We start from the raw sequence: 20,556 nt of genomic DNA, 5'->3' as shown, positions 1-20,556 counted from the left end.
TTTCTTTTTTAAATCAAGCCCTAAGCATATAAAATAATTTCTTATTTACAAATTAAACTTCACTTTTATTTAAACTATTTTAGATAAAATCCCAAAATGATAAAAAGATACCCAACAAAACAAATATATGTAGGAAATGTTCCTATTGGTGGTGATGCACCAATTAGTGTTCAGTCAATGACATTTACAAAAACATCAGATGTAGAAGCAACAGTTGAGCAAATAAAAAAACTTCATTTTGCAGGAGCTGATATTGTAAGAGTTGCTGTTCCTCATCTTGAGGATGCTCAAGCTTTAAAAGAGATAAAAAAACAAGTTGATTTACCAATCGTTGCTGATATTCACTTTCACTATAAGTTAGCTTTAATTGCAGCTGAAGTGGTTGATTGTATTAGAATAAATCCAGGAAATATTGGAGATAAAAAAAGAGTACAAGAAGTTGTAAAGGCTTGTCAAAATAGAAATATTCCAATAAGAATTGGAGTAAATTGTGGAAGTTTAGAAAAAGAGTTTGAAGATAAATATGGACAAACAGCACGAGGTATGGTTGCAAGTGCTGAGTACAATATAAAATATCTTGAAGATTTAGGTTTTACAGATATAAAAGTATCTTTAAAAGCTAGTGATGTTCAAAGAACAGTTGAAGCTTATAGAATGTTAAGACCTATGAATAACTATCCATTTCATTTGGGAGTAACTGAAGCTGGAACACAGTTTCACTCTACAATTAAATCTTCAATTGCACTAGGGAGTTTGCTTCTTGATGGAATAGGTGATACATTAAGAGTTTCAATGACAGGAGAGCTTGAAGAAGAGATAAAAGTAGGACGTGCTATTTTAAAAGATTTAGGTATTTCAAAAGAGGGTTTAAATATTATATCTTGTCCTACTTGTGGAAGAATTGAGGCTGATTTAGTAAGTGCAGTATCAGAGATAGAAAAAAGAACTGCACATATAAAAACTCCTCTTGATGTTTCTGTTATGGGATGTGTTGTAAATGCTATTGGAGAAGCAAAAAGTGCTGATGTTGCTATTGCTTTTGGAAAAGGTAGTGGGCTTGTTATGAAAAAAGGTGAAATAATCGCAAAATTAAGTGGAGATGCTTTAATAAACAAGTTCGTTGAAGAAGTTGAATTTGAAGCAAAAAGAAAAATATAATGGATAGTATTTATAGTATAAATATTGAAAGAGCAGTTTTAAGCTCTATATTTTTTAATCCAGAAGAGCTTGAAGATGTTTTAGGAGTTTTAAAACCAAAAGATTTTTATCTTCCTGCACATAAATCTATATTTGAGGCAATAGTTAAACTTCATAGTGAAGATATGCCAATTGATGAGGATTTTGTAAGAAATAGGGTAGATAAAAAAGATGTAAATGATGGAGTTTTACTCGAAATTTTGAGTGCAAATCCTATTACAAATACAGCCGCTTATGTAAAAGAGATAAAAGATGCTTCTGTAAAAAGAGAGTTAGCAACACTTGCAACAACTATAAAAAAAGTTGCTATTGAAGATGAAATTAGTGCAAATGAAGCTTTAGATACTATTCAAGGTGAACTTTATAAAATATCTACAAATAGTGCTACAAGTGAGCTAAAAGATATGCAAACAGTTACAAGTGACACTTTAGCATATATCGAAAAGATGAAAAAACTAGGAAATAAGTACCTAATAGGACAAACAACTGGTTTTGAAGCACTTGACAAAAAAACGACAGGTTTTAATGAAGGGGATTTAGTAATAATCGCTGCACGTCCAGCCATGGGTAAAACAGCACTTGTTTTAAATATGGCTTTAAAAAATGTAGAACAAGGCAAAGGAGTGATTTTTTTCTCACTTGAAATGCCAGCTGAACAGTTGATGCTAAGAATGCTTGCTGCAAAAACATCAATTCCTCTTCAAAATCTAAGAAAAGGTGATATGGATGATAAAGAGTGGTCAAATTTAAGTGCCGCTTTTGATGATTTAAACTCAAAAAAACTTTTTGTAGATGATGGTGGAAGTATAAATATTAATCAGCTTAGAGCAAGAGTTAGAAAATTAGCACAAATTCAAGAAAATAATATCAGTCTTGTTGTAATTGACTACCTTCAACTAATGCAAGGTTTGGGAAATAAAGATAGACATCAAGAAGTTTCAGATATTTCTAGAGGTTTGAAAATGCTTGCAAGAGAGCTTAAAATTCCAATTGTTGCTCTTTCTCAGCTTAATCGTGGACTTGAAAGCAGACCTGATAAAAGACCAATGCTAAGTGATTTAAGAGAATCTGGAGCAATAGAGCAAGATGCTGATATTATAATGTTTGTTTACAGAGATGATGTTTATAAACAAAGAGATGAAGCAAGAAAAGAGAAAGAGGCTAAAGATAAAGGTGAAGATTATAAATCTAAATTTATAGATAAGCCAATTGAAGAAGCTGAAATAATTATTGGAAAACAAAGAAATGGACCAATAGGTACAGTAAAACTAGATTTCCATAAAGCTTTGACTAAATTTATTGACAAAGATAACGAACACTATGGACAAGCTCCAATAGAAGTTGTTTTTGAATCAGTAGCAGATGTTCAAAAAGAGACAAAAATAGATTTTCCTGATGGAGTTTTATAAAATAATACCTTTTTAAGTTATAAAAGTTTAAAATCAATACAAACTTTTACACAAGGAAAATCTTATGAAAAGAGCTTTTTCTCTAATAGAGATTATATTCGTAATTGTGATTTTAGGGATAATTGTCTCTTTTGCTGCTCCAAAACTTATGGATACAAAGGATAGTGCTCTTGTTTCAACTTTAAAAAGAGATGTTAATACAGCTGTAAATTCTATTCAAAGCTACTATTTATTAAATCAAAAAATTGAAGACATTAATGATGCTATAAATATTGGTGATGCAAATTGGGATATAGAAAAACTCAAAATGAGTGATAAAAACTCTTGTATAAAACTAGAAATTAAAAAAAATCAAAATATTGTCTCTATTGATGTTCAAGTAGATAGTGCAAAAGATAGTACTATTTGTAAAAAAATAAAAGATAGTGGCTTAGTTTCAAAGGTTTATGAAGTTTACTAAGAATAACAAATATTAAGTGATTTTTAAGTACAATTCGCGTTATTTTTTTACTTAAGGAAACAAATGCAAATAGATTTTGCCAACTTAAAAATCCAACACAACCTGTATAAAGAAGAGATAGAAGAGGCTATTTTAAAAGTAGCACGAGATTGTAACTTTATAATGGGAACTCAAATAGATGAACTAGAAAGAAACCTAGAGAAGTTTACAGGTTCAAAATACGCAATATCTTGCTCAAGTGGAACAGATGCTTTGCTTCTTGCTATGATGGCTTTAGATATTCAACCAGATGATGAAATTATTACAACTCCTTTTACATTCTTTGCAACAGCAGAAACAATAGCCTTTCTTAAAGCTAAACCAGTTTTCGTTGATATTGATGAAAAAACATATAATATAGACCCAAAAAAAATAGAAGAGAAAATTACTTCTAAAACTAAAGCTATTATGCCTGTGTCTTTATATGGACAACCGTGCGATATGGATGAAATAAACAAAATAGCTAAAAAACATAAGCTAAAAGTTATAGTTGATGGAGCTCAAAGCTTTGGCTCTACTTATAAAGATATAAGTGACTCAAACCTTGGTGATATATCTTGTACTTCTTTTTTCCCTGCTAAACCATTAGGTTGTTATGGTGATGGTGGAGCTTTGTTTACTAATGATGAAAAACTTGCAGATAAAATAAAATCTCTTAGACTTCATGGACAAAGTATAAGATACCATCATCAATATATTGGTATGGGTGGAAGACTTGATACTATTCAAGCAGCAGTTTTAAATGTAAAACTAAAATACTATCCTAAAGATTTAAAACTAAGACAAGATGTAGCAACTAAATATACAAAAGCATTAAATGCAAAAAATATAGAAACTCCATTTGTAAAAGAGAATAGAACATCAGCTTGGGCACAATACTCAATAAGAGTAAAAAATAGAGATGAACTTCAAACAAAACTTCAAAACCTAGGAATTCCAACAGCAGTACACTACCCAATGCCACTACATGTACAAGAATGCTTTAAATACCTAAACCTAAAAGAAGGAGATTTTCCAATCTCAGAAAAAGTATCAAAAGAAATCATGAGTTTACCAATGAATCCATATGTAAGTGATGAAGAGATTGAGTTTATTGTTGGAAGTTTAGCAAAAGAGATAAGATGTTAAATGTTGCACTTGTAGGATTTGGTTATTGGGGACCAAATATTGCAAGAAATATAAATAATAATCCAAATTTAAATCTTCATACAATTTGCGATATGATAGATGAAAATCTTGAAAAAGCACATAAAATATATGCATCTTCAACAAACTATGAAAAAGATTTTAATAAAGTTTTAGAAGATAAAACTATAGATATAGTAGCTGTTGCTACACAAACGAGTAGTCACTATTATTTGATAAAACAAGCACTATTGGCTTTTAAAAATGTATATGTGGAAAAACCTTTTACTGCTACTTTACAAGAGGCTCAAGAGCTTGAAGAGTTAGCAAAAAAACAAAATAAAATTATACATATAGATCATATTATGATTTTTCATCCAGCAATAAAAAAGATAAAAGAGATAATCTCTAGTGGTGAAATAGGAGAAGTTTTATTTATAAATTCAACTAGAAAAAGTTTAGGACAATTTAGAAAAGATGTAAGCTCTATGTGGGATTTAGCAGTTCATGACTTATCTATAATAGACTATTTGATGGATGGGAAAAATCCAACTAGTATAAAAGCAAGTGGTGAAAAATTTTATAATCCAAAAGAGAGTATTACATTTGTAAATCTAAAATATGAGAACTTTTCTGTACATCTTGAATCAAATTGGTTAAGTCCAATAAAAGAGAGAAATATCACTATTGTTGGTTCTAAAAAAATGCTTGTTTATGAGGATTTAAAATTAGAAAATAAACTTACTATTTATGATAAAAATGTAGAAGTTGTAAGTGGAGAAAATATTACAGACGAAAACTATTTGGTAAAAACAAATGAATTTGGAACTTATTCACCATATATAAAACCAGAAGATGCTTTATACAACAGTATTGAACATTTTAGAACTTCAATTGTAAATCAAAAACAATCTTTATCAAATCCTTCTCAAGCAATAAGAATTCATAAAATTCTAGAAATTGCAGATAAAAATATGAATATGTAAGATAAAATCTTACATATTTTAAACATTTTAATAATCACTATCAATTTTATCTTATTTTAAGAAAAAATCATTAATATTCCATTTCCTTTTTGTTAATTATAATAACAATTATCAAAAATAAAAATAGATTTCTCCTAAAATCTATTTTAAAAAATTTAAAGTCGAAAAAGAAAATATAAAAAAGGAATGGAATGAAAATAAAAATGGCACTAAGTGTAGCTTCTATTTTAGTTACACAAAATTTACTTTTGGCAAATGAGACTACAAAACTTGATGATGTACAAGTTGTAACATCAGCTTCTGGATATGAGCAAAAAATCACAGATGCACCAGCATCTATTTCTGTGATAAGTCAAAAAGATTTACAAAATAAAAAATATTCAAATTTAGCTGAAGCTATTGAAGATGTTGAAGGTGTTGATGTAAGAGGTGGAAATGGTAAAACAGGTGGATTAAATATAAGTATTAGAGGTATGGGTTCTGAAAATACTTTGGTTCTAATCGATGGAAGAAGACAAAATTCTTCAGGAAATAATACTCCAAATGGATTTAGTGAAACTAATAATAATTTTTTACCACCATTGTCTGCAATTGAGAGAATTGAGGTTATTAGAGGACCTATGAGTACACTTTATGGTTCAGATGCTATGGGTGGAGTTGTTAATATTATTACAAAAAAAGTTGCAAATGAGTGGAGTGGATCAGTTGGTGTAGATAGAACATTCAATGAAAGTTCGCAATTTGGAGATAGTAATAATGTAAATACATATATTAGTGGACCACTAGTAAAAGATAAATTAGGATTAGCATTAAGAGCAAGTCATTATGATAGAGATGCTTCTGATATTAAATACGGAGATGGAGAGGAGGTAAGTAAAAGAGGAAACTCTCCAGTTGAAGGTAAAAACTATACTGTAGGAGCTAAATTAAATTATACTCCAGTAGAAAATCATGATGTATTTTTTGATATTTCTACATCAAGACAAAAATATAACAATGACCAAGCACAATTAGGTACATTGAATACAGCAACAGTTTCTCAAGGTTATGACGAGACATTAAAGTTTGAAAGAAATCAATATACTTTAGGACATACTTCACGATTTGATATAGGTACTTTAGAATCAAGTATTATGAGAAGTGAAACAGAAAAATTAGGAAGATTAATTCCTGGAACAATAGGAGTTCCTTATGTTGGTATGCCAAATCAAGTTGGCGGAGAAAAAAGAGAGTTAAAAAATACAGATACAGTTTTAGATACAAAATTTGTAACAGATTTAGTTAATAGCAATATTATTTCTCTTGGTGGACAATTTTGGAAATCAGAGTTTAAAGATGGTTTAGTTGATGATAAATTTAAACAAGATTTGTGGGCTTTATTTCTAGAAGATGAGATTTCTGTTACCGACTCTTTAGCTTTTACTTTGGGTGGAAGATATGATCATCATGATGTTTATGGAGGAAATTTTAGCCCAAGAGCTTATGCCGTATATACTGCAAATGATAATTGGACTTTAAAAGGTGGAGTATCAAGAGGGTTTAAAGCTCCTCAGGTTCAAGCACTATATGATGGTATTAATGGAGCAACATCACAAGGAAAACAATTATCAATAGGAAATCCTGATTTAAAACCTGAAAAATCAACAAACTATGAAACTGGAGTTTACTATAATGCAGATAATGGTTTCTTAGCAAATGCTACTATTTTTTATAATTTATATAAAGATAAAATTGAATCAGGTGATAGAGTTCATGTGAGTGGAAATTCAAAGATTCCTGCTGATAGTGGATATAGGGTTAAAGGAAAACCAAACCTTGGTGATCACCCTGATAATGGTAGTTATGCAAGAAGTTATAATACTGGCGAAGCTGAAACAAAAGGTTTAGAGCTAGGTACTCAAATTCCACTATATCTTGATGGATTAAATTTAAAAGCAAACTATACTTATATGAAAACAGAGAAAAAATCTGGAGATGATGAAGGTGCACCATTTTCAACTACTCCTGAGCATTCTTTAAATGCAACTTTAAACTATCAAGCTACAAGTGCTTTAAATCTTTGGCTAAAAGGTGAATATAGAAGTGATAGATTAAGATATACTAAAAATTATGATAATTTAGAGGCTGAAGAAAAAAATATCTATGATCAATTAGGAGATATAAATTCTTATACTTTAGCACATTTAGGTGGAAGTTATAAATGGAATAAAGATTTAACTTTTAGTGCAACTATTTATAACTTATTTGATAAAGATTTTTTCTCAAGAGACCAATATAATGATAATGGAACGATAAAATATGCTGTTTCTGATACTGTTATAGAAGGTAGAAGAATTTGGTTAGCAATGAATCTTACTTTTTAGTAATAAAAAATTGCTTTAATAAAAAAAGATAAGTAGATTTCTACTTATCTTTTTTTAATTATTAATACCAATTATCAGTTTTGTTAAAGTGGTGTTAAAATTGAATTGATACTATAAAAATTTAAAAAATAGGAGTTAAAGAATGAAAAAATTAGTTTATGGTGTTTTAACATCAGCAAGGTTGAAAAATGCATAAAACATTTTGGTTTCAACTTCACTGGTTTTTAGGTTTTATTTTTGGAGCTTTACTTTTAATTATAGGGCTTAGTGGAGCTGTATTATCTTATGAAAAAGAGATTTTACAAGCTATAAATAAGGATACATATTTTGTAGAAGTTTCTCAAGATAAACAAATTTTATCTACACAAGAGATTTTGGAAAAATATCAAGCACAAAATCCAGACTCAAAGATAAATAGTATCTCTTTTTCAAGCGATAAAAGCTCTAGTGTAGTTTTAAATATTGCTTCAAAAGATTCTAATAATAAAAGAGGAGAGAGTATATATTTAAATCCTTATACAGCTGAGGTTTTACCACAAATTGTAGGAAAAGATTTTTTTATGTTTTTCTTTAGGCTTCATAGATGGCTAACACTTTCAGGAGATACACAATGGATTGGAAAAAATGCAGTTGCAGTTGCAACTATTGCTTGCATAATTTTAACTATTGGCGGAGTTATAGTTTATTGGTCTAGAATTAAATCAAATTTTTTAAGAAGTTTTACTTTTAGTTTTAAACATAAAAATAGAGCATTTTTATCGACAATGCATGGTGCTATTGGTATGTGGGTTATTCCATTTTTCTTACTTATGTGTTTTACAGGGCTTTATTGGTCGTATGATTGGTATAGAAGTGCAATGTTTAGTATAATGCAAGTTGAACAGCCAAAAAGAGCTACACCACCTACTCAAGCAGTTCAAATAGGACAACAAAAAGAAAAGCAGAGTGAAAAAGATCAAAAATCTGAAAAACAGCCAGAAGTAATCTCTTATGAAACAGCTCAAAAGGTAGCAGATATTTTTAATCAAACTGTTTCAAGGGATTATAAAAATGCAAATTTAAGATTAACTCCTTCAAAAGATGCAGTATTTACAATTTCATATTTATATGCAGATGCAACACATTTTAGAGAGTCAAATTCTATGGAAATTGACCCAAATAAATCTTTAGTTGTAAAAGAAGCAAAATTTGAAGATAAAAAACTAAACGAACAGCTTATGAGTAGTATGTTACCACTTCATAGTGGTGAATATTTTGGTTGGATTGGACAACTTTTGATGTTTATTGCTTCAAGTCTTATGGCTTTATTTGTAATAACTGGATATATGCTATATTTTGATAGATGGAAGAAAAAAAGAGCAAAGGCTTTAAAAGAAAAACAAGTTGTTTTATAGTTTATTAGAATAATCAATATAACTATTTTCAAGATATAAAAAAAGGCTTAGAACAGAAGTTCTAAGCCTTTTTATGTTTAGTAGAAACTCTACACTTAAAAGTTTAACAACACTTCTTAAAACCACCAGTGTTGTATTTTCTTTCCAAAGCCTCGTTAAAAAACTGACCTCTAGTTAAAACATCTTTATTCGGATGAACTCTTTTCATATGCTCAAGATATTTCTCATAGCTAGAAAGCCCCACAAGGGGATGAAAAAACTTTTCAGATTTTTCATAGAATTCTTTGATTTTTTCAAACACTTTTAAGCCTTTTGAAGAGAATCAAGTCTTACATAAGGAGACTCTTTTAAAGGTATTTTTATTCTTCCAAAACAAATTCCCAAAGTTGAAATAATTACTAAAGTAGTTGCAAACATAAAGAACACTGCTAAAACAGCATTAACTATATTTGAATTTTTTAGTTTATTTGCAATAGATATATCAGCTTTTGCTTTATTTATATCAGCTTCTAGAGTTAAAGTAGGAATTTTTGCTTCTAAATCAGCAATTTTTTTAGCTTGAATTTGTGCAGTAGCAACATGACTTACAGCATTATGAACTCTATCACCCTCTTTATATGGTAACACTTTTTGAATTCCACCATACATAGTAGCTATTAAAACAAATGTTGCAGGTAATACTGTAACCCAAAGATATTTTGTTTTACCCATTTTGTATAGTATTGCAGTTGCAAGTAATAAAGCCATACCAGCTAGCATTTGGTTACTTACTCCAAATAGTGGCCATAAAGAATAAATTCCACCTTTTGGATCAATTGTTCCTTGATATAAGAAATATCCCCAACCAGCAACACTTAAAAATGTAGCTAAAATACCAGCTGCATAGTTATTTGTATTTCCTAAAGGTTTATAAACATTTCCTAACATATCTTGAACCATAAATCTGCAAGCACGAGTACCTGCATCAACAGCAGTTAAGATAAATAAAGCTTCAAATAAAATAGCAAAGTGATACCAGAATCCCATCATATCAATTCCACCAAAAATTTCATGAAGTACAATTGCAACTCCAATAGCAAAAGTAGGAGCTCCTCCTGTTCTTGATAAAATCGATTCTTCACCTATATTTTTTGTAAGTGTAAGAATTTCTTCAGGAGTTACGCTAAATCCCCAAGTAGAGATTGTTTGAGCAACTTGAATAACATCTGTCCCTATAAATATAGCAGGAGAGTTAATAGCAAAATAAAGCCCAGGATGTAAAATAGTAGCACAAATTAAAGCCATGATAGCAACTGCACTCTCCATTAACATTGAACCATATCCAACACTAAGTGTATGAGTTTCATTTTCAAGCATTTTAGGACTTGTTCCACTTGAAATTAGAGCATGGAAACCACTAATAGCACCACAAGCAATAGTAATAAATAAGAATGGGAATATTGCCCCTGCAAAAACAGGACCACTTCCATCAAAATATTGTGTATTCATTTTTGGCATTTGAATATCTGGAGCAACTATAACAATAGCAATTGCCATTAGTCCAATAACACCAATTTTCAAAAAAGTTGATAGATAATCTCTAGGAGCTAGCAAAAACCAAACTGGTAAAACAGCAGCTATAAATCCATAAGCCATCATTATAAATGCTAAAGTTGTAGCATCAAATGTAAATACTGCTTTCCAATAAGGATCAGCAGCAATAACACTTCCATAATGAATTGCTAAAATTAGAAGAATAAAACCAATAATTGAAGCTTCTCCAACTTTTCCAGGTCTGAAGTATCTCATATAAAGACCCATAAAAATTGCAATAGGAATAGTCATAGCAATAGTAAATAGTCCCCAAGGAGATTCAGCTAAAGCTTTTACAACAACCATTGAAAGAATCGCTATAATAATTAGCATAATACCAAATATAGCAATCATAGTAACACCACCAACGAATGTTCCAAGCTCATCTTTTATAATTTCACCTAGTGATTTACCATTTCTTCTTGAAGAGATAAATAAAACAACAAAGTCATGAACAGCACCTGCAATTGCAGCAAAATGGTGACCAAATAAAACAGATTTGTTTGTAGGAACAAAATCTCTTCCATCATCATTTATCATAGCTGGAGTTGCTCTGTTTTTATCAAGTTCTAAAACTTTATAAGCAACAAATCTTCCATAAAATCTATATGCAATCATATAGATACAAACAGCTGCAACAACTAAATACATAGCAGAAACAGTTTCTCCTTGTTGTAAAGCTAAATAACCAAAGCATGATGCTCCAACTATTGCTATTACACCCCATAAGAGTTTATTCATAGCGAATCCTTTTTTAAATAAAATCTTTGGATTCTACTCTTAAAAAAATAAAATGATAGTTAAATAAGCTATATAATTAATACTATTTAGGACTATTTTATAATTATTTACACACAATAATTTAGAATATGAATAAAAATAAAAAAAGGGCTATTAGCCCTTTTTTTTTAAATTAGTTAGTTTTAGAGTAGTTAGTTATGCAAGAGCGTTTATCATATCTTTTGTAACTTCTGATACATCTTTTGTACCATCAAGTTCCATAAATACACCCATTTTTTTATAAAAATCAATTAGTGGTGCTGTTTGAGAGTGGTATGCTTCAAGTCTGCTTTTTACAGTCTCCGCATTATCATCTTTTCTAATAGTTAATTCTCCACCGCAATAATCACACACACCATCTTTTTTTGATGGATTAAACTCAACATGGAAAGATGCTCCACAACCTGAACAAACTCTTCTTCCTGTAATTCTTCCTACAATTAGGCTATCAGGAACATTTAAAGAGATAACTTTATCAAGTTTAATTTTCATATTTTGCATAAGTTCACCCAAAGCCTCAGCTTGAGCTAAAGTTCTTGGGAAACCATCAAGAATAAATCCATTTTTACAATCAGCAACTGCAAGTCTATCTTTGATAATTCCAATAATAGTTGAATCTGGAACTAATTGTCCAGCATCCATAAATTTTTTTGCTTCCATTCCCATAGCTGTTTTATCAACAATAGCTGCTCTTAAAATATCTCCTGTTGAGATTTGAGGGATATTGTACTTCTCAATTAGAAATTTAGCTTGAGTTCCTTTTCCAGCTCCTGGTGCTCCAAATAGCATTAAATTCATATTTTATCCTTAAATTTTTTTTGTTTATTGTATTAAAAAAGGATTTAATAGTAGATAAGTTTAAAATAGTAGATTAGTAATTTAATTGATTTTTGATACAATCATTGCTTAAAACTCAAGGCTTCATTCTTGAAGCCCTTTAGAATTTTCTCAAAGAGAGTTCTAAAGAACAACCTACTTTTAGGAATTTTTTATAAATTCCGTTAAAAAGTAGTAATAACAGAAAAGGAAATGAATGAAAAAATTATTTTTAATTATTGGAGCACCTGGAAGTGGAAAAACAACAGATGCCGAACTTATAGCAAAAAGACATGAAAATATAACTCACTATAGTACAGGCGATATGCTAAGAGCTGAGATGGCAAAGAAAAGTGAAATAGGAAATGAAATAGCAAAATATGTAAATGCTGGAAACATTGTACCAATTAAAATAGCTATACAAACTATAGTAAATGCTATAAAAAATGCTCCAACAAATACAATAATAATAGATGGTTATCCTAGAAGTTTAGAGCAAATGAGTGCTTTGGATGAGTATTTGAAAAATGAAAAAGAGCTAGAGCTAGTTTCTTGTATAGAAGTAGTTGTAAGCGAAGAAGTTGCAAAAGATAGAGTGCTTGGAAGAAATAGGGGAGATGATGATAAGGTTGAAGTATTTAACAACAGAATGAGTGTTTATATAGAGCCTTTAAAAGTTATTCAAGATTTTTATGAATCAAAAAATATTTTGAAAAAAATAGATGGAGAGAGAACTATAGAAGAGATTGTAGATGAGATGGAAAGTTTCATTTTGTCAAAAATATAGTAAAAAAAGATTTTAAACTATGAGCAAAAGAGTAAATTTTTATAGCGTAATTATTGGAACTGAGCTTTTAAATGGAAGAAGAAAAGATGCTCACTTTGAGTTTTTAAATAAAGAACTTCTAAATCGTGGTTGGGAGCATAAAGCCTCTTTTGTGATTGAAGATGATAAAGAGTTGATGCTAAAAATATTTAATCTTATAAAATTTGATGAGAATAGTGTGATGTTTTGTTTTGGTGGAATTGGAGCAACTCCAGATGATTTTACAAGACAAATAGCTGCAGATGCTTTTACAGATGGAGAAATGGAATTTCACGAAGAGGCAAAAAAGAAGATTGAAAATAGATTTAAAGAAGAGGCTTATCCTCATAGGGTAAATATGGCGTATCTTCCAATAAATGCAAAACTTCTAAAAAATGTGGTAAATGATGTATCTGGATTTTATTTGCAAGATAGATTTTTTTTCACACCTGGTTTTCCATCTATGAGTCAAAGTATGATTTTGGAAGCTTTAGATAAACACTATTCTAGTTCAAATATCAAAAAATATAGAAAAACAGTGACAATTTTAAGTAGTGAGAATGATTTAATTGAAGTTATGAAAAAAATCCCCGCACATCTTGAGTTTTCATCTTTGCCAAAGATTATTGGTGAACAAAGAAAAGTTGTAATATCTGTTGCTGGATATAATCAAGATGAGGTAAATCTTGCTTTTAAACTCTTTTTGGATTTTTGCCTTGAAAATAAAAAAGAGTATGTTTTGGAAATTGGACTTTAGTCCAATCAATAGAAAAAATAGGTGAGACTTTAGTCCCACTTCCAAAGATATAAAAGGTGAGGGCGAACTACTTATTAAAAATAGTCTAAATAAAAAAGATTTTAGTGTAGAAAACGCTCAATTAGAGATTAGTTTAAAGATAATTTATTATCTTTTTCTATCAAATTTTTAATATATGTGTTTAAAGAAATACCTATTTTTGTAGCATTTAAAACTGCGAGTTTGTGAAGTTCACTTCCTGTTCTTACATTAAAAACACCTTTAAATGCTTTTTGTGGTTCTCTATTTAACTCTTTACAAGTCAAGATATATTCATCAACTGCATTTTTAAAATTTTCTTCCAATTCAGTTGCATTTTGTGCTTCAAATGTTACTAAATCATTTATCATATCTATTTTTCCAAAAAAACATTTGTCTTCTTGTGAATACTCAACTGTCCCTATATAACCATTATATTCAATAATATTTGCCATTATAAAAACTCCTTAAGTTTGTTTTGTATCTGTTTTACAAGATAAACTTTTAAAATATCACTTGGATGCGGTTTATGTAGATTTATTAATAAATCTTTATCTTTATTGTAAAATTTAACAGCAGAACCAGCACCTTCAATTTTTATAAACCCTAAAGATATTAGTAAAGTATTTAACTCTTTAAAAGTTAAATCTTTTTTTGGTGGATTTTCTAAAAATTTTAATAAAAGCTTATCTTTTTTACTCATAGCAAAATGATACCATAAATTAGTTGCAAATTAAGAAAAAATTATTATAAATTTTCAATAGTTTTCTTTAATCTATCCAAAGCCTCTTTTAAAATTTCAATTGATTTTTTGATAACTCGGTTTTAATTTAAATGATATAAGATATAATCTAGACAATATTTATATGTATAAAGGATGTGTATATGACTGCAATATATAATAAAAATGCAAAGAAAAAAGCTACAAATATTTCAATAAACTCTGACTTGCTAAAAAAAGTAAAACAATACAAAATAAATATTTCTGCAAATGTTGAAAAAACTCTTGAAACTTTAATATATGAATACGAAAAAGCAAATTGGGAAGATCAAAATAGAGATGCAATAGATGATTACAATAAAAGAGTAGAAAAAGAGGGTCTTTTTTCAGACAATTTTAGGAATTTTTAATGGCTCAATTTGATGTTTACTAAAATAAAAACTAAGAGATAAAATGATACATAAATACATAGAAAACATAAATAGACTTTTTATTACTGGAAATGCAAGAGAGCATAGTTATAGAGGGGATTTACAAGATTTATTAAATAAAATTATAGATGATAAAGATATAGTTGTAACAAATGAACCAGCAAGAATAATAAATGTTGGAGCTCCTGATTATAGTATTACAAAAAAAGATATTCCAATAGGTTATATTGAAGCAAAAGATATAAACAAACCACTAAATAGCAAGGATTATACAGAGCAGTTTGATAGATATAAAAATGCTCTTGATAATCTTATAATCACTGATTATATGGATTTTTGGTTTTACAAAAGTGGTGAACTTACAAATAAAATAGCAATAGCAAAAATAGAAGATAATAAAATTGTAGCTATTGAAGAAAACTTCACACTATTTACAAATAATATAAAAAGCTTTACAACACAAATATCACAAACAATCACAAGCCCAAGTAAACTAGCAAAAATGATGGCTGGAAAAGCAAGACTTCTTCAAAATGTAATTTATAGAGCGATAATAAGTGAAGATGAAAGCGATGCAAACAACTCTTTAAGAGAGCAGTTGGAAGTTTTTAAAGCTACTTTAATTCACGATATTACACCTGAGAGTTTTGCAGATATTTATGCTCAAACTATTGCTTATGGAATGTTTGCAGCTAGGCTTCATGATGCAACTATGGATACATTTTCAAGACAAGAGGCTGTTTTTTTAATACCAAAATCAAATCCATTTTTAAGAGGATTATTTAACTATGTTAGTGGTGCTGAGTGTGATGATAGAATTATTTGGATTATAGATTCTCTTGCAGAGATATTTTTAGCAACAGATGTAAAAAAGCTTTTAGATGGTTTTAGCCAAAAAAGTGGAATGAACGACCCAATAATTCACTTTTATGAAACTTTTTTAAGTGAATATAATCCAGCCTTGAGAAAAAGTAGGGGTGTTTGGTACACTCCACAAGCTGTTGTAAACTTTATAGTTCGTGCTTGTGATGAAATGCTTAAAGATGAGTTTGATTTAAGTGATGGTTTAAGCGATGAGACAAAAATCAAAATAAAAGTAGATGATATAAATGCTGGTTATACAAAATCAGGTCAAAAGATAAAAAAAGAACTTGAAGTTCACAAAGTGCAGATTCTAGATCCAGCAACAGGAACTGGAACATTTTTGGCTGAGACTATAAAGTTTATCAAAAAAGATTTTTGGGGTGGAAGTTGGAGCTCTTATGTGGAAGAGCATCTAATTCCACGACTTAATGGTTTTGAGCTTCTAATGGCTAGTTATGCAATGGCTCATTTAAAGCTAGATTTACTTCTTATGGAAACTGGATATAAACCCTCAAAAGAGCAAAAAAGGTTTAATATATTTCTTACAAATTCACTTGAAGAACATCATGAATCATCTGGAAATCTTTTTGCTTCATATTTGGCAAATGAGAGTAAAGAAGCTGATAGAGTAAAAAAAGATGTACCTGTGATGGTTGTGATGGGAAATCCACCATATGCTGTAAGTTCTTCAAATAAAAATGAGTGGATACAAAATCTAATAGCTGATTATAAAAAAGATTTGAATGAAAGAAAAATAAATCTTGATGATGACTATATAAAATTTATAAGATATGGACAACACTATATAGAAAAAAACGGTGAGGGAATTTTGGCATATATCTCAAACAACTCTTTTATAGATGGTATTACTCATAGACAAATGAGAAAGTCACTTTTGGAATGTTTTGATAAGATTTATATTTTAGATTTACACGGAAATGCAAAGAAAAAAGAAGTAGCACCAGATGGAACTAAAGATGAAAATGTCTTTGATATTATGCAAGGTGTGAGTATAAATATTTTTGTTAAGAAAAAAGAAAAGAGTAAAAAACTAGCAGATGTTTACCACTATGATTTATATGGGAAAAGAGATTTTAAATATGAGTTTTTAAGTGATAATAATATTAAAAGTGTAAATTGGAATAAATTAGAATATTCAGAACCAAACTACTTTTTTGTTAAAAAAGATTTTGGAAATATAAAAGAGTATGAAAAAGGGTTTAAAGTTGATGAATTAATTAGAGAACAATCCATGGGAATATTAACATCAAGAGATAACTTTGTAATAGATTTTAAAAAAGATGATTTAATAAATAGAGTAAAAAAATTTACAGATAAAACAATTTCTGATATTGAATTTCAGAAAATTTATAAACTGAGTGAGAATTATCAATGGAAACTATCTGAACAAAGAAAATTATCTCCAGAGTTTGAGGAAAAATATATTAAAGAAATTAGTTATAGACCGTTTGATATAAGATATATTTATTATCAGGATAATATTGTTTTTAGAAGTAGAACAAAATTGATGAAGCATTTATTTAAAGATAATATAGCAATTAATCTTGTTAGAGCAGGAAGAAATATTGATTCTTCAAATTATTTCTTATCAAATTACATTACGGATAAAGGAATATTGTCTTCATTGGATAATGCAAATACTTTCCCACTATATTTATACCCTGATGAAAACTCTTTGACAAATGAACCAATACCAAATTTCAATATGGAAATTGTCAAAGATATAGAAAAAAGTTTAAATCTTAATTTCGGAAATTGGACTTTAGTCCAATCACTAGAAAAAACGGGTGGGACTGAAGTCCCACTTCCAAAAGAAAAAACAAATGGGACTGAAATCCCACTTCCAAAAGAAGAGTTTCAAGCTTTGGATTTATTTGATTATATTTATGCTGTTTTACATAGTCCAAATTATAGAGAAAAATACAAAGAGTTTTTAAAAATAGATTTCCCAAGAGTTCCATATCCAAATCCTGAAACTTTTTGGCAAATGGTAGCTTTGGGAGCAAAATTAAGAAGCTTACATTTACTAGAAGATACAAGCCTTGATGATAGAGTTATAGATATAAAAGGTGAGGGCGAACTACTTATCAAAAATAGTCTAAACAAAAAAGATTTTACTATAGAAGATGAAAAAGTAGAGCTTAGATTAAACGATGATGTAAGTATTGTAAATATTCCTTTAATTGCGTGGGAGTTTTATATTGGTGGGTATCAACCTGCTCAAAAGTGGCTAAAAGATAGAGTTGGAAGAGTTTTAAGTAGAGCCGATATGAAACACTACAATAAAATTATAAATGCACTTTGTAAAACAGATGAAATAATGAAAAAAATAGATGAGCTAGCAAAGTTTTAATCAAACTTTGCTACAAATTCACACTTCTATTTCAAGCTTAAAACTGTATTTTTAAGTCCATTTAAAGACTCTTTTAAAATCTCAAAAGAAGTTGCTATATTTACTCTTATAAAATCATTGCCATTTTCTCCAAAAGTAGCTCCTGATATTACTCTTACTTTTCCAAGCTCTTCTAGTTTTTTTGTAAACTCTTTTGAATTTAAGCCAAGATGGCTTATATCAATCCATAGTAAATATGTAGCTTCGGCTTTTACTACTTTTAGATTTGGGATATTTTTTGCTATAAAATCTTCCAAAAAATCTCTGTTTTTTTCAAGATAAACCAAAAGTTCATCAAGCCAACTTTCGCACTCTTCATAAGCTGTTTTTGTGGCTTCTATTCCAAAAACATTTAGGCTTTTTATCTCATTTTTTTGTAAAGTTTTATCTAATTTCACTCTTAAACCTTTATTTGCTACAACAATATTTGAAGCTTTTAATCCAGCTAGATTAAATGTTTTTGTAGCAGATGTACAAGTAATTGAATTTTGTAAAAACTCTTCACCCAAAGATATATAAGGAGTATGAAAATATCCTTTGTAAACTAAATCTCTGTGTATTTCATCGCTAACTACAAGCACATTGTGTTTTTGGCAAATTTCTCCCATAGCTTTTAGTTCATCTTTTGAAAACACTTTTCCTACTGGATTGTGTGGATTACAAAGTATAAAAAGTTTTGGATTATGAGTTTTTATTTTATTTTCAAAATCTTCTAAATCTACACTATATTTTCCATTTTCATAAATAAGCTCATTTTCTAATACTTCACATCCACTATTTTTTATAGAAATTGCAAAATAGTGATAAATAGGAGTTTGGATTAAAACTTTGTCATCTTTTTGGCAAAAAGTTTGAATTATTGAAGCTAAACTTGGAATTACTCCAGTTGTTGGCTCTATCCACTCTTTTTTTATTTCACAATTAAATCTTCTTTTCCACCAATTAATCTCAGCATTAAAATAATCATCATCTACAACCGTATATCCAAAAACACCATGATTTGCTCTATTTATAATACTATTAAGTATAGGTTTCGCAACTTCAAAATCCATATCAGCAACCCACATAGGAATCACACCATCTTTTGTAGTATCCCATTTGTAACAGTTTGTATCTTTTCTATTTATTTCTTTATCAAAATTGTAATTCATTTATTGCCTTTAAAAATATATTCAAAATGACTTTTATTATACAAGATTATGATTTATGTAAGGTTTTATGAATTTGATAGATAAAGAGAAATATAGATAAAATTTCAAAAAAAAGGAGTAATTTATGGAAAATTTTAGTTTTTATAATCCAACACAAATTGAGTTTGGAAAAGATAAAGAGAAAAATATTGGAAAATATATAAGTAAAAATGGAATAAAAAAAGTTTTAATAGTTTATGGAAGTAGAAGAGTTATAGAAGATGGACTTTTTGATACAGTAATAAATAGTTTAAAAGAGCATAATATTGATTTTGTAGACATAGGAGGGGTTATTAGTAATCCTATTTTATCTACAGTAAAAGAGGCTATAAAATTAGCAATTGAGCAAAAAGTCGAAGCTATTTTAAGTATTGGAGGTGGATCTGTTCTTGATAGCTCAAAAGCAATAGCTGCTGGAGCTTTATATGATGGTGATGTTTGGGATTTCTTTACAAGCAAAGAGCAAATTAAAGAAGCTCTACCTATTTTTGATATTATCACACTTGCAGCAACTGGAAGTGAGATGAATGGTTATGCAGTTATTACAAATGAAAAAACAAAACAAAAATTTAGTATTTGGTCACCTTTGGTTTATCCAAAAGTTTCTATTATAAACCCAGAGTTACAAAAAAGTGTTTCAAAAGAGTATTTGGTTTATTCTGCAACTGATGTAATTGCACACACAATTGAAGGTTACTTTACAGCAAAAGTTCAACCAAAATATATGAGTAGACAAGTTGAAAATATCATAAAAACAGTTATTGAAACTGCAGAAATATTAATTAAAAATCCAGATGATTATAGTGCAAGAGGAGAGTTTGCTTGGGCTGCAACAAATGCTTTAAATGGTACAACTACTGTTGGAACATCTGGTTTTTCATTTCCAAATCACTTAATAGAACATGCACTTTCAGCACTTTACAATGTTCCTCACGGAGCTGGGCTATCTGTTGTAATTCCAGCTTGGGCAAAGTGGTATTATAAACAAAATGAAGAGCAGTTTATTAGATTTGCAAAAGAGATTTTTGGCAAAAATACAGCACTTGAAGGAATTGAAGCACTTGAAAGTTGGTTTAATAAAATAGGAACACCTACAAGATTAAATCAATTTAATCTTTCAAAAGATAATATAGCTGAAATTATAGAGAATTTATCTTTTCAAGAAGAGTTTTCAAAAGAGGATTTAGAGCAAATTTTAAACAATATGCTATAAAAA

At 29.1% G+C, this 20,556-nt stretch carries 18 protein-coding genes; 12 read left to right on the top strand and 6 right to left on the bottom strand.

Going from position 1 to position 20,556, the window contains the following annotated elements; genetic code table 11:
* Positions 1-96 precede the first annotated feature (96 nt).
* The 7 genes from ispG (at position 97) to CJ670_RS06595 (ending at position 8,973) form a co-directional block, all read left to right on the top strand.
* Positions 97-1,158: a flavodoxin-dependent (E)-4-hydroxy-3-methylbut-2-enyl-diphosphate synthase gene (gene ispG / locus CJ670_RS06625; protein WP_105939358.1), complete on the top strand. Its 1,062-nt coding sequence runs from the start codon at positions 97-99 to the stop codon at positions 1,156-1,158.
* A complete protein-coding gene (locus tag CJ670_RS06620; RefSeq protein ID WP_105939357.1) occupies positions 1,158-2,606 on the top strand; it encodes a replicative DNA helicase in 1,449 nt (482 codons plus the stop codon). The genes ispG and CJ670_RS06620 overlap by 1 nt, the downstream gene beginning before the upstream one ends.
* A gap of 64 nt (positions 2,607-2,670) precedes the next feature.
* The gene (locus CJ670_RS06615) at positions 2,671-3,066 is read left to right on the top strand and encodes a type II secretion system protein (protein WP_105939356.1); all 396 of its coding nucleotides are present in this window, start codon (positions 2,671-2,673) and stop codon (positions 3,064-3,066) included.
* 63 nt (positions 3,067-3,129) lie between these two features.
* Complete coding sequence (locus CJ670_RS06610) at positions 3,130-4,233, top strand: DegT/DnrJ/EryC1/StrS family aminotransferase (RefSeq protein WP_105939355.1); 1,104 nt, start codon at positions 3,130-3,132, stop codon at positions 4,231-4,233.
* Entirely contained in the window at positions 4,227-5,216 is a 990-nt protein-coding gene (locus CJ670_RS06605) for a Gfo/Idh/MocA family protein (protein WP_105939354.1), read from the top strand. The genes CJ670_RS06610 and CJ670_RS06605 overlap by 7 nt, the downstream gene beginning before the upstream one ends.
* Before the next feature lie 191 nt (positions 5,217-5,407).
* The gene (locus CJ670_RS06600) at positions 5,408-7,579 is read left to right on the top strand and encodes a TonB-dependent receptor domain-containing protein (RefSeq protein WP_105939353.1); all 2,172 of its coding nucleotides are present in this window, start codon (positions 5,408-5,410) and stop codon (positions 7,577-7,579) included.
* 188 nt (positions 7,580-7,767) lie between these two features.
* Positions 7,768-8,973 (top strand): PepSY-associated TM helix domain-containing protein, encoded by a 1,206-nt coding sequence (locus CJ670_RS06595; RefSeq protein WP_105939352.1) that lies wholly within the window; start codon positions 7,768-7,770, stop codon positions 8,971-8,973.
* A gap of 103 nt (positions 8,974-9,076) precedes the next feature.
* Here CJ670_RS06595 and kcuS read toward each other — a convergent pair whose 3' ends face one another.
* The 3 genes from kcuS to CJ670_RS06580 all read right to left on the bottom strand — a co-directional run bounded on the left by kcuS (position 9,077) and on the right by CJ670_RS06580 (position 12,123).
* A complete protein-coding gene (kcuS, locus tag CJ670_RS06590; protein ID WP_105939351.1) occupies positions 9,077-9,274 on the bottom strand; it encodes a KCU-star family selenoprotein in 198 nt (65 codons plus the stop codon).
* 2 nt (positions 9,275-9,276) lie between these two features.
* Positions 9,277-11,286 carry a carbon starvation CstA family protein gene (locus tag CJ670_RS06585; RefSeq protein ID WP_105939350.1) on the bottom strand — a complete coding sequence of 670 codons (2,010 nt, stop codon included), beginning with the start codon at positions 11,284-11,286 and terminating at the stop codon, positions 9,277-9,279.
* Between the two features lie 195 nt (positions 11,287-11,481).
* On the bottom strand, positions 11,482-12,123 hold the full coding sequence (locus CJ670_RS06580; protein ID WP_105939349.1) for an adenylate kinase: 642 nt from the start codon (positions 12,121-12,123) through the stop codon (positions 11,482-11,484).
* 235 nt (positions 12,124-12,358) lie between these two features.
* Here CJ670_RS06580 and CJ670_RS06575 point away from each other — a divergent pair, with 235 nt between their 5' ends.
* On the top strand, positions 12,359-12,928 hold the full coding sequence (locus CJ670_RS06575) for an adenylate kinase (protein WP_105939348.1): 570 nt from the start codon (positions 12,359-12,361) through the stop codon (positions 12,926-12,928).
* A gap of 19 nt (positions 12,929-12,947) precedes the next feature.
* Positions 12,948-13,703, top strand: a complete 756-nt coding sequence (locus CJ670_RS06570; protein WP_105939347.1) for a competence/damage-inducible protein A — start codon at positions 12,948-12,950, stop codon at positions 13,701-13,703.
* Positions 13,704-13,831: 128 nt separating this feature from the next.
* On the opposite strand, the gene CJ670_RS06565 is transcribed toward CJ670_RS06570, so the two are convergent.
* Together CJ670_RS06565 and CJ670_RS06560 are read right to left on the bottom strand one after the other, a co-directional pair.
* On the bottom strand, positions 13,832-14,176 hold the full coding sequence (locus CJ670_RS06565) for a type II toxin-antitoxin system HicB family antitoxin (protein ID WP_105939346.1): 345 nt from the start codon (positions 14,174-14,176) through the stop codon (positions 13,832-13,834).
* The gene (locus CJ670_RS06560) at positions 14,176-14,424 is read right to left on the bottom strand and encodes a type II toxin-antitoxin system HicA family toxin (protein WP_105939345.1); all 249 of its coding nucleotides are present in this window, start codon (positions 14,422-14,424) and stop codon (positions 14,176-14,178) included. The genes CJ670_RS06565 and CJ670_RS06560 overlap by 1 nt, the downstream gene beginning before the upstream one ends.
* Positions 14,425-14,606: 182 nt before the next feature.
* Between CJ670_RS06560 and CJ670_RS06555 the strand changes: the two genes are divergently transcribed.
* Together CJ670_RS06555 and CJ670_RS06550 are read left to right on the top strand one after the other, a co-directional pair.
* Positions 14,607-14,852, top strand: a complete 246-nt coding sequence (locus tag CJ670_RS06555) for a type II toxin-antitoxin system CcdA family antitoxin (protein WP_105939344.1) — start codon at positions 14,607-14,609, stop codon at positions 14,850-14,852.
* A gap of 43 nt (positions 14,853-14,895) precedes the next feature.
* Positions 14,896-18,111 carry a type ISP restriction/modification enzyme gene (locus CJ670_RS06550; RefSeq protein ID WP_105939343.1) on the top strand — a complete coding sequence of 1,072 codons (3,216 nt, stop codon included), beginning with the start codon at positions 14,896-14,898 and terminating at the stop codon, positions 18,109-18,111.
* A gap of 26 nt (positions 18,112-18,137) precedes the next feature.
* Here the strand turns inward: CJ670_RS06550 and CJ670_RS06545 are convergent, their stop codons facing one another.
* The gene (locus CJ670_RS06545; protein ID WP_105939342.1) at positions 18,138-19,301 is read right to left on the bottom strand and encodes a MalY/PatB family protein; all 1,164 of its coding nucleotides are present in this window, start codon (positions 19,299-19,301) and stop codon (positions 18,138-18,140) included.
* 124 nt (positions 19,302-19,425) lie between these two features.
* On the opposite strand from CJ670_RS06545, the gene CJ670_RS06540 reads away from it, so the two are divergent.
* The gene (locus CJ670_RS06540) at positions 19,426-20,553 is read left to right on the top strand and encodes an iron-containing alcohol dehydrogenase (RefSeq protein WP_105939341.1); all 1,128 of its coding nucleotides are present in this window, start codon (positions 19,426-19,428) and stop codon (positions 20,551-20,553) included.
* Positions 20,554-20,556: the final 3 nt, after the last annotated feature.

The organism is Arcobacter cryaerophilus gv. crypticus, from assembly GCF_002993025.1.
Classification (GTDB): Bacteria; Campylobacterota; Campylobacteria; order Campylobacterales; family Arcobacteraceae; genus Aliarcobacter; species Aliarcobacter cryaerophilus_B.
Note: the sequence above shows the minus strand (reverse complement) of the source record. Positions and strands in the feature narration are given on the sequence as shown.

What these genes read in the sequence shown, in the direction of transcription:
- ispG (WP_105939358.1), top strand. Translation starts at nt 97, where the DNA reads ATGATAAAAAGATACCCAACAAAACAAATATATGTAGGAAATGTTCCT.
- CJ670_RS06620 (WP_105939357.1), top strand. Translation starts at nt 1,158, where the DNA reads ATGGATAGTATTTATAGTATAAATATTGAAAGAGCAGTTTTAAGCTCT.
- CJ670_RS06615 (WP_105939356.1), top strand. Translation starts at nt 2,671, where the DNA reads ATGAAAAGAGCTTTTTCTCTAATAGAGATTATATTCGTAATTGTGATT.
- CJ670_RS06610 (WP_105939355.1), top strand. Translation starts at nt 3,130, where the DNA reads ATGCAAATAGATTTTGCCAACTTAAAAATCCAACACAACCTGTATAAA.
- CJ670_RS06605 (WP_105939354.1), top strand. Translation starts at nt 4,227, where the DNA reads ATGTTAAATGTTGCACTTGTAGGATTTGGTTATTGGGGACCAAATATT.
- CJ670_RS06600 (WP_105939353.1), top strand. Translation starts at nt 5,408, where the DNA reads ATGAAAATAAAAATGGCACTAAGTGTAGCTTCTATTTTAGTTACACAA.
- CJ670_RS06595 (WP_105939352.1), top strand. Translation starts at nt 7,768, where the DNA reads ATGCATAAAACATTTTGGTTTCAACTTCACTGGTTTTTAGGTTTTATT.
- CJ670_RS06585 (WP_105939350.1), bottom strand. Translation starts at nt 11,286, where the DNA reads ATGAATAAACTCTTATGGGGTGTAATAGCAATAGTTGGAGCATCATGC.
- CJ670_RS06580 (WP_105939349.1), bottom strand. Translation starts at nt 12,123, where the DNA reads ATGAATTTAATGCTATTTGGAGCACCAGGAGCTGGAAAAGGAACTCAA.
- CJ670_RS06575 (WP_105939348.1), top strand. Translation starts at nt 12,359, where the DNA reads ATGAAAAAATTATTTTTAATTATTGGAGCACCTGGAAGTGGAAAAACA.
- CJ670_RS06570 (WP_105939347.1), top strand. Translation starts at nt 12,948, where the DNA reads ATGAGCAAAAGAGTAAATTTTTATAGCGTAATTATTGGAACTGAGCTT.
- CJ670_RS06565 (WP_105939346.1), bottom strand. Translation starts at nt 14,176, where the DNA reads ATGGCAAATATTATTGAATATAATGGTTATATAGGGACAGTTGAGTAT.
- CJ670_RS06560 (WP_105939345.1), bottom strand. Translation starts at nt 14,424, where the DNA reads ATGAGTAAAAAAGATAAGCTTTTATTAAAATTTTTAGAAAATCCACCA.
- CJ670_RS06555 (WP_105939344.1), top strand. Translation starts at nt 14,607, where the DNA reads ATGACTGCAATATATAATAAAAATGCAAAGAAAAAAGCTACAAATATT.
- CJ670_RS06550 (WP_105939343.1), top strand. Translation starts at nt 14,896, where the DNA reads ATGATACATAAATACATAGAAAACATAAATAGACTTTTTATTACTGGA.
- CJ670_RS06545 (WP_105939342.1), bottom strand. Translation starts at nt 19,301, where the DNA reads ATGAATTACAATTTTGATAAAGAAATAAATAGAAAAGATACAAACTGT.
- CJ670_RS06540 (WP_105939341.1), top strand. Translation starts at nt 19,426, where the DNA reads ATGGAAAATTTTAGTTTTTATAATCCAACACAAATTGAGTTTGGAAAA.